Origin of the sequence: Parasphingomonas caseinilytica, from assembly GCF_036663755.1 — a bacterium.
Lineage (GTDB): Bacteria > Pseudomonadota > Alphaproteobacteria > Sphingomonadales > Sphingomonadaceae > Sphingomonas.
Window position 1 is genome coordinate 1 of the sequence record NZ_JAXOJL010000020.1, and the last position, 7,576, is coordinate 7,576.

The 7,576-nt window shown below is 58.6% G+C and carries 8 protein-coding genes and 1 pseudogene; 4 read left to right on the plus strand and 5 right to left on the minus strand.

The window, feature by feature from the left end; all coding sequences use genetic code 11:
• A pseudogene (locus U1738_RS20160) lies at positions 1 to 95 on the plus strand (IS5 family transposase); the annotation flags it as partial.
• A gap of 68 nt (positions 96 to 163) precedes the next feature.
• On the opposite strand, the gene U1738_RS20165 reads toward U1738_RS20160, so the two are convergent.
• Complete coding sequence (locus U1738_RS20165; protein ID WP_332790823.1) at positions 164 to 739, minus strand: hypothetical protein; 576 nt, start codon at positions 737 to 739, stop codon at positions 164 to 166.
• Between the two features lie 260 nt (positions 740 to 999).
• Here U1738_RS20165 and U1738_RS20170 point away from each other — a divergent pair, with 260 nt between their 5' ends.
• On the plus strand, positions 1,000 to 1,695 hold the full coding sequence (locus U1738_RS20170; protein WP_332790824.1) for a hypothetical protein: 696 nt from the start codon (positions 1,000 to 1,002) through the stop codon (positions 1,693 to 1,695).
• Between the two features lie 177 nt (positions 1,696 to 1,872).
• On the opposite strand, the gene U1738_RS20175 is transcribed toward U1738_RS20170, so the two are convergent.
• The 3 genes from U1738_RS20175 to U1738_RS20185 all read right to left on the minus strand — a co-directional run bounded on the left by U1738_RS20175 (position 1,873) and on the right by U1738_RS20185 (position 4,706).
• Positions 1,873 to 2,850 carry a bifunctional methionine sulfoxide reductase B/A protein gene (locus U1738_RS20175; protein WP_332790825.1) on the minus strand — a complete coding sequence of 326 codons (978 nt, stop codon included), beginning with the start codon at positions 2,848 to 2,850 and terminating at the stop codon, positions 1,873 to 1,875.
• Between the two features lie 69 nt (positions 2,851 to 2,919).
• A complete protein-coding gene (locus U1738_RS20180) occupies positions 2,920 to 3,810 on the minus strand; it encodes a 3'-5' exonuclease (RefSeq protein WP_332790826.1) in 891 nt (296 codons plus the stop codon).
• Between the two features lie 485 nt (positions 3,811 to 4,295).
• Entirely contained in the window at positions 4,296 to 4,706 is a 411-nt protein-coding gene (locus tag U1738_RS20185; protein ID WP_332790827.1) for a hypothetical protein, read from the minus strand.
• A 611-nt stretch (positions 4,707 to 5,317) separates the two neighbouring features.
• Between U1738_RS20185 and U1738_RS20190 the strand changes: the two genes are divergently transcribed.
• Positions 5,318 to 6,028, plus strand: coding sequence for a PEPxxWA-CTERM sorting domain-containing protein (locus U1738_RS20190; protein WP_332790828.1), 711 nt, complete (start codon positions 5,318 to 5,320; stop codon positions 6,026 to 6,028).
• A 673-nt stretch (positions 6,029 to 6,701) separates the two neighbouring features.
• Here U1738_RS20190 and U1738_RS20195 read toward each other — a convergent pair.
• A complete protein-coding gene (locus tag U1738_RS20195; protein WP_332790829.1) occupies positions 6,702 to 7,292 on the minus strand; it encodes a hypothetical protein in 591 nt (196 codons plus the stop codon).
• Positions 7,293 to 7,372: 80 nt separating this feature from the next.
• Here U1738_RS20195 and U1738_RS20200 point away from each other — a divergent pair.
• The coding region (locus U1738_RS20200) for a hypothetical protein (RefSeq protein WP_332790830.1) at positions 7,373 to 7,576 on the plus strand (204 nt) is incomplete at its 3' end.

Genomic DNA, 7,576 nt, shown 5'->3' on the forward strand with positions numbered 1-7,576 from the left:
AGGACTGGCGCCGTGTCGCCACACGCTATGATCGATGCCCAACCGTCTTCTTCTCAGCCATCGCGCTCGCCGCAACCGTCATCTTCTGGCTCTGATCAACGAGTCCTGAGCCTAGCCGGCCTGCAGGAACAAAGATGTGATCTCATCGGCGTAAGGATCGGCCTTAGCGTGTCCTCCGCCATTGCTCGAACGACACGACGTGGCCTGGCTGGCTGCGTTGCAGCCGTTGTGGGCCGTCCCGGACCATCGCTTCGGCACCGGGATCATTGCTAGAATTCAGCGACCACGATTCCGATCGCTCATTGTCGAAAACAAAGCCTGCTCGATCATCAAGGCGAAAGGTGACAAAATCGGTCCAGTGCTGGCCGCATGCTACGCCATTCTCGACGGTAAAGAAGCGTCCCTTGACAGATATCGAACCGCCGTCATCCAGGAACGGGTCGCATTGCCCGCCCTCGTTTGCCTTCAGGAGTACATTGTCGTTTCGACCAACCAGCGCGAACCTCGTTTTTTGCCGCTCGAAGATCAAAAGTGGCCGTGCGACAGCACTCCCGGACCGAGCTCGGAAACCCTCATCCTTCCGCCCAATCGCTATGATCTGGAAGTTACGGGTTGGTCGCGTGGCGGTCATGCGAACGCTTGTGAGCACTTTGTATCCCGCAGGCAGCTGTCGTGTGACGCCGACTGGCACCGATGGCGCAGCGATCACGGCCGCCGACGCCGTCAGGCCCAGAAACACAAGCAGAATCCTCATCATTCGAAAAGCGTGCTCAATCCCTCAGAAATTTGCAACTGGGTCGGTAGACATTGTGACGCGTCAAACACCGCATATCGATTGTGAAAATTAATACTCGGACATTTCAGTCGGTGCTGGCGCTGAAGCACCGACTTAAGCATGGCGCACTCAGTCGCCGCCGCTGCACCAAAGATCGAATGTGTCCGTTCACCGGGAACGTACCCCGTCTCTCGGCTGTCTTTCCCGGAGGGTGGGGGGTCTTCATGCAGCGTAAATTTAAATGTGAAATTTGGGGCGGCGTTGCGGTGCTTATCGCCTTGTGCACCCCCGCGATCGCTCAACTGCCGTCAAATAGCTTGCCGGTGTTCATTACCGATCAGCGGGTGCTGGTTGGCCGCTATCATTACGAAGAGAAAAGCGACAACTTTAAGATCGACGTGCATCTAAACGCCGATAACACCGCGCCGTACCGTATCACGACCGGCCCCGCCGATAGCGACTTCATCAAGGCGGAAGGCTTCTGGACTGTCGATGGCGGTGTCATACACATTCACAACCGGCCTAGTCTCGCGCGGTTGGATCCTATCGGTTCTCCAACGCTTGATCCCAAGGTCGCTATCTCGGTAACCGCGACCAATGCGGACGGCACGCCAGCTGAGGGGTTGGGCGTCACATGGCCGAACGCATCGGGGCTCTATGCCATGGGCGATGGCCGGCATGTCAATCGGGCTGCCGAGAAGGTGCCACGCACCAGGGTTTCGATCATGCGCCTTGCTGACCGAACGGTACTGGCGATGTTCGACTTTGATCCTCGGACTGCGAATAGCTTCCGCTTCACCTATCATCCGAGTGACGTGGAGCCATTCGACATTCCTGCGATCGCGCTGGACCCGCGCGCGCAAACGCTGGAAGTGGAAGTCGGCACTGCTTCTGCCAAGTTGCGGCGGGTGGCCGATTAGGGAGCGCCGAACCGATCCTTTGTCGCTGGTAAGGCCGCCCGAGATTCAGCGCTCAAAATCCTCAGACACTATCGTGCATGATTAAGAGTCCCGCTTTAAGGACGCGCCTTCAAGTTTCTGGGTGTCCACGTTTAGGTCCCTGCCGCCGCGTCGGGGCTCATTTGGGTTAGCTTGTACTTAGCCGGCGGCAGCCTCGCTCCCGACAGCAGGCGTCCGCCGTGGCAGGCTCCATTTTGGCCGGACGAAGTGACACGTGTATCCGTTGGGTCGGCGCTCGAGATAATCCTGATGTTCTGGCTCGGCCTCCCAGAAGTCGCCTGCGGAGGAAAGCTCGGTCACGACCTTGCCTGGCCAGAGCCCCGACGCTTCGACGTCCGCGATCGTTTCCTCGGCGACAGCCTTCTGCGCGTCGTCGGTGTAGAAGATCGCCGAGCGGTAGCTCGCGCCGCGGTCGTTGCCCTGCCAGTCCACCGTCGTCGGGTCATGGATCTGGAAGAAGAACTCGAGCAACGCTCGGAAATCCGTGCGAGCGGGGTCGAAAACGATTTCGATCGCCTCGGCGTGGTTGCCATGGTTGCGATACGTCGCGTTCGGCACCTCGCCGCCCGAATAACCAACGCGCGTCGAGACGACGCCCGGGAGCTTGCGGATCAAATCCTGCATGCCCCAGAAGCAGCCTCCGGCTAGCACCGCTCGCTGGGTGATCGAGGGCGGCTCCTCAATCTGGTCGAGATAGACGCCATAGCCCTGCGCAGCCATGTCGGCCCGTGCTACGAAGCGAAGCGCGACCGAGTTGATGCAATAGCGCAGGCCACCACGGTCACGTGGTCCATCCTTGAAGACGTGGCCGAGATGGCTGTCGCCATGCGCGGAGCGCACTTCCGTGCGCGGGATGAGCATCGACCAGTCGCGCGTTGCCTTAACGTTTGCAGCATCGATGGGTTTGGTAAAGCTCGGCCATCCGCAGCCGGACTCATACTTGTCGTTGCTGGCGAACAGCGGCTCGCCCGAGACGATGTCGACATATAGGCCCGCCTGCTTATTCTTCAGCAGTGAGCCGGTGCCGGGACGCTCGGTCCCGTTCTGCTGGGTGATGCGAAACTGCTCGGGTGTGAGGGCAGCGACGGCCTCGTCGGTTTTGGCATAGCTGGTCATGACCGATTGGATGTGGTGCGCCATTCCGCCGTTGTCGAGGTGCCGGACGGCGACGGCTTCGCGTCAACGCTAGGCGAGACGCTCCATGATTTCCCGCTCGGACATGATCCGAATCGCGCGGCCAGACCGTTGCAATTCCAAGGCACGCCGGAATTGCGCGTCGTACCGCACATAGCCGAACGGCTCCTGGCCGATAACCGCCAAGATCGTTGTCGTGGTGCCGACGCCGGCGACGATCCGCGCACCGCCGCCCGCTAGCTGGTGAGCGAGCGCGCCGTTGCGGGGCTGGCCGAGGATCGCCACCCGGTGACCCTTGAATGGACCCTCCGCCGCAGGGAGTGGCGCCGGAGGGGCGCGCTGCCCTGCCGGGGGCGCCAGCCACTCTGCGAGCGGTATGCCTGTATGGTCGATGGCTTTGACGACGATCATACCTGCGGCGCGAGCGTCACTCAGGGCGTCGTGGTGCCGGAGCGGGATGCCGAGGTGTTTCGACACCACGTTGAGCTTGTGGCTGGGAAGTTCGGGCCAGGCACGCTTCGCGACGCGCACACTGTCGAGCCAGGTCGTCTCGACCATTGTCCGCTCGTGCACGCGGCAGGCCGCCGCCAACGCGCCTTTGTCGAAATAAGAATGTGCAACAGTGATTCGCCCGGCCAGGTGTCCGTCAATAACCTCGTGCACGTCGGCAAAGCACGGCTTACCTGCGACATGGTCGGCGGCGATGCCGTGAATGCGGGTGTTGAAGCTACTGAAGTGATCGTGCGGATCGAGCAAGGTCTCGTATTCGAACGCGACCGCGCCGCTGCGAAAGCCGACGATGCCGATCTGGCAGATGCTGCTGACGCGGGAGCATGCGGTCTCGACGTCGATTACTACAAAGTCGAATGCGATAACTGCAGCCGGACCGTACCCCGACAGGGCGGCTTGGGCAGAAACGTCGGAAGTGGCGTCGCGGAACATAGGAGGATCATACACTAAGGCAGGCGAGGGCCAACGCTTTGATTGTCGACTTTCAACACGGCAGGCGACGGCCTACTCGAGGGAACATACTCGTAATTCGGGATGCTCAGCCGATACCCATTGGTCAGGAAACTTGAACAAATGACTGGTTTCGGCGAGCTGATACGATGTCCTGAGCGGGGCCTTCTGGACCTGGGCTGCTGCAGTTGGGCTTGCCCGTCATCTTGGGGACTACGCTATCGATCCCAAGTTATAGAATTTCATAACCGGAATGTGAACTGAGGGCGCGCGTGACTCTGCGCTATGATTATATCCCGTCACCGGGCAATTCCGCAAATCCAATGAACGGCGGCAAAAAGCCGCCAGCCTTTCGGCCAGCGGCTTCGCTCCCCCGCAACAGTATTATTAAGCGTAGATGACGGTCGTCTCAAGTTTGCGACCGCGCGACGCGGCGCCAACAGGCGACCCACCGGTCCAGTTTACGGTTAGGAGGGCGTATCTACGGCTGGATGATAATACATGGAGCTAATCTTGCCCGCCGAGTTCAACGATAAGAAAAAGTCGATCTTCGCGGTCGAAAAGGTGATGCGGAACAGATAGCCACCAGGAGGATCCCCGAGATACGTAACGGTCTGCGGGGTGCCTAATTTGATGATCATTTCGCCCCCTTCGGGATGCTCCCGAACAGCCTTTCCGACCTCGTCGGTCAGAATGCTGTAATCCATCTTAGCGCCGGGAGCCGCGCTCTTGAGAAGAGTTCGAACATGCTTTTCCGCCAAAGTTGCGCGGTTGCTCATTGGTGGCGCGGCCTGTTGAGCAGCGGCCGACTGGATGACGATGGGAATAGCGACAGGCGATACGGCGAACAGCGCAGCTGCGATAAAGCGCATTTTCATAAAAAGAGCTCCAAATCACAAAAAGGAAAGCCATACATAGCGGCGCCGGAAAATCGACCGCCTTAGAAGGGAACCAAACTTAATCTACACAGTCAAGCGCCTGACGCAAATTTACAATAAGCTGATCGGCTTCTTTTGCCGTGTCTATTGAATCGCGCCAAAATTGAGAACGGCAACGCAATCGAGGGCTTCCCGCCTCGATGCGAAGACGACGTCGAGCTAGACTTGCGCATTTTTCGCATGGATATCCTAGTGTCCCTTGAGATCGGGCTCGGGTCGCAGCGCCGCAATATAGCGTTCGGACATACTCTATAATCATACGATCAAGCGCGATGTGGAAATTGTACGGAGGCGACTAGAGCACTAGTAACGGTTTGAGAGCTGACATCGCGTGGCAAGCCGATAATTAAACGGTAGGCACCGCCGGCCCCTGAAGCTCGGATAGTATTTCACTGCCCGTTGAACCGTCGTCGTCAAAGCGTCATCACCGCGTGCGATGGCAGCTACGCCATCGGTTCTCCCGATTGCGACAATTGGGGTGAAGCACTCGGAGCAAGCATGTCCTCGAGAGCGAAATCCGTATCTCAAAATTTACCACGGGGGTGATTTACATGAAGACGCGTTTCCTTGCCGCTATCGCCTTCATGGCCTTGGGCGCCACCACCGCTCATGCTGAAATTGTCAGCAATCCAAATACCGGTTCTAACGTCGGCCCGCTTTGTGGTTGGCCATATCAGGGCGGTGCTTGTCAGACGGTTTTTATCGGCGAGAGCTTCGCCGCCCCTGTTACCGGCAGCCTGACCAACCTCCAATTCAGCTTGCTCAGCGGATCAACGTTGAGCTCGGTCCAGGCGATCGTCTACGCCTTGAACGGGCCGCTTACCTCGACATTTACCCCGGGCGCCGAGATTTGGCGCAGCGCATCGATTGCAGGCTCCTCTGGGATACTCGACTTCAACCCGATAGACGTCACGCTGACTGCGGGGCAGAACTACGTCGCTTTTCTCAGCACATATTACATCACCGGCACCGGCCAGGCGAACGTCGCGTCCTGCAACCCATTTATCGGCGGACCCGCGTGCGCAGCTTCGAATGCAAATCCGAATCTCGGTCGCGCGATCATCGGCAACGCGCGTGGTGCCAATCTGGATGAGCTCGTCTTTGCTCAAGTTGTAAACGGCTCCCAGGATCTCACTTTTTCTGCGACCATCGCCGCGGTGCCGGAGCCGGCGACTTGGGCGATGATGATCTTGGGGTTTGGGATAACGGGTGCGGCCGTACGCCGGAAGCGCAGGGTCAATCCTAACGTCCAGTTCGCATGAGACGCTACGATTGACCCGGGCGTAGAGCCGCTGGCCGGATGGCCGGCGGCTTTTTGAGAGTGGTTCGCTGTTTGAAGGCAGCGAGCAGGTGGGCTAAATCGAATGAATGAACGTCGATTTTCGGCGCGGCGGTGAGCAGTCGCTCTATCCGTATTCGGCCTTGCTCCACCAAAATGTCGGCGTGGTGGATTCGCCTCCGTCATGAGGCGGTACTCTAAGGACGTCTGTGGGCCTCGGCATCTGAGAATGTCCAAGCGATAGAGCCGAGGCTTAGGAGCTTCGCGCCTGCTAGGCACGCGGTGTCGAGTTTGCCGCCCTCAACGTAGGGGTTGGCGACACGCGTCAGGACGCAGACCTTATAGTCGCCGTCGATTGCCGATAAATCGGCAACACGCAGCGGAATCGCCTTCGCCTGCTCCGGAATCCATTCGGACGGCCCGGATACCGCTGGATGAACTATAACGACCCGACCGGGGCGTCCACGGCGAAACGCGTTTCGGGTTGAGTATGAGCCGTTTCCGGCAAAAAAGCTGCCGCTACGCCACTTACAGCCTCCACTATGCTGGGCCGGCGTTTCTTTTCGGCAAGCCGCGTATGCCCTGTCGTCGGTATTGCCGGTCGTGATTAGCGCCGCAGCGATCAGCAGACTAGAAATGCCTGTCATGTCGATCGATCACACTCCTGAACTGTTCAACATCATGAACCGGTAACTGGCCAAAGCTAATTGCGCGCGAAGGATGACATTGTTTGTAAGCGGAGCTTGCTCACGCGGCAGACAGTCATTCAGCGTCGGTTGTAGCCGGAAAATCGCTGTGAGCTCCTCACTCGACGCCGGCGTTGTGCGAAAAAGTTCAGAGACCAGTTTTGGCTCGGTCTGAACAACGCATTCAATCGCGCCGTTGAACTTGGACGGAGTAGGTAAGCGGCCGAGATCAGATATATCTGCATGGCTCCGGCGCATAAGATCTTCAGCCATCATGCCGGCGAATATCACCGGCTGAAATTTGAGTTTCCCCGCTCGTGGCACACAGCTTTTTTGCTTCATTGCCAAGTCTCGAATTTCGGCCCGGTAGAGATCGGTACGGTAATCAGACGAGATAATTTTAATTGCCTGATCTGGGTTACGAGCGACGACGCAACGGGCATAGACGTCCATGATACGGACTGCGGCGGGGTCAGGCTGAACGGCTTTGAAAGAGAGCTTTTGCGCCAGAACTGGCGCGGCGATCAACGCGATCGGTAAGAGCTTCAGCGTCGTTTTCATCAGATTTCCTCGTTTCGCACCCGCTCGGTGCCCCGGCACCGCGTCAAGGGTCTGAGAATTGGCACCGGGACGACGCCTGAATGATCGCATCCTGTGTCGTCATCAAGGCCGCCCACACTTTACGGCCGACCGTCGCATCGAAAATGCTTTACCTGCTTCTCCCAATTGACCGGCAGATCAGCGGTAAACGCCAATCGCTTGGCATCGATTGCCGCGATTTGGCGACCAGCCAGCGCGTCATCGACGATGGCCGGCGCGAGGAACGCCAGCCGGACGACGCGAGT

Excerpts from the sequence above, each read along its gene's own strand:
- U1738_RS20170 (WP_332790824.1), top strand. The coding sequence starts at position 1,000 with ATGCAGCGTAAATTTAAATGTGAAATTTGGGGCGGCGTTGCGGTGCTT.
- U1738_RS20185 (WP_332790827.1), bottom strand. The coding sequence starts at position 4,706 with ATGAAAATGCGCTTTATCGCAGCTGCGCTGTTCGCCGTATCGCCTGTC.
- U1738_RS20190 (WP_332790828.1), top strand. The coding sequence starts at position 5,318 with ATGAAGACGCGTTTCCTTGCCGCTATCGCCTTCATGGCCTTGGGCGCC.
- U1738_RS20180 (WP_332790826.1), bottom strand. The coding sequence starts at position 3,810 with ATGTTCCGCGACGCCACTTCCGACGTTTCTGCCCAAGCCGCCCTGTCG.
- U1738_RS20195 (WP_332790829.1), bottom strand. The coding sequence starts at position 7,292 with ATGAAAACGACGCTGAAGCTCTTACCGATCGCGTTGATCGCCGCGCCA.
- U1738_RS20175 (WP_332790825.1), bottom strand. The coding sequence starts at position 2,850 with ATGACCAGCTATGCCAAAACCGACGAGGCCGTCGCTGCCCTCACACCC.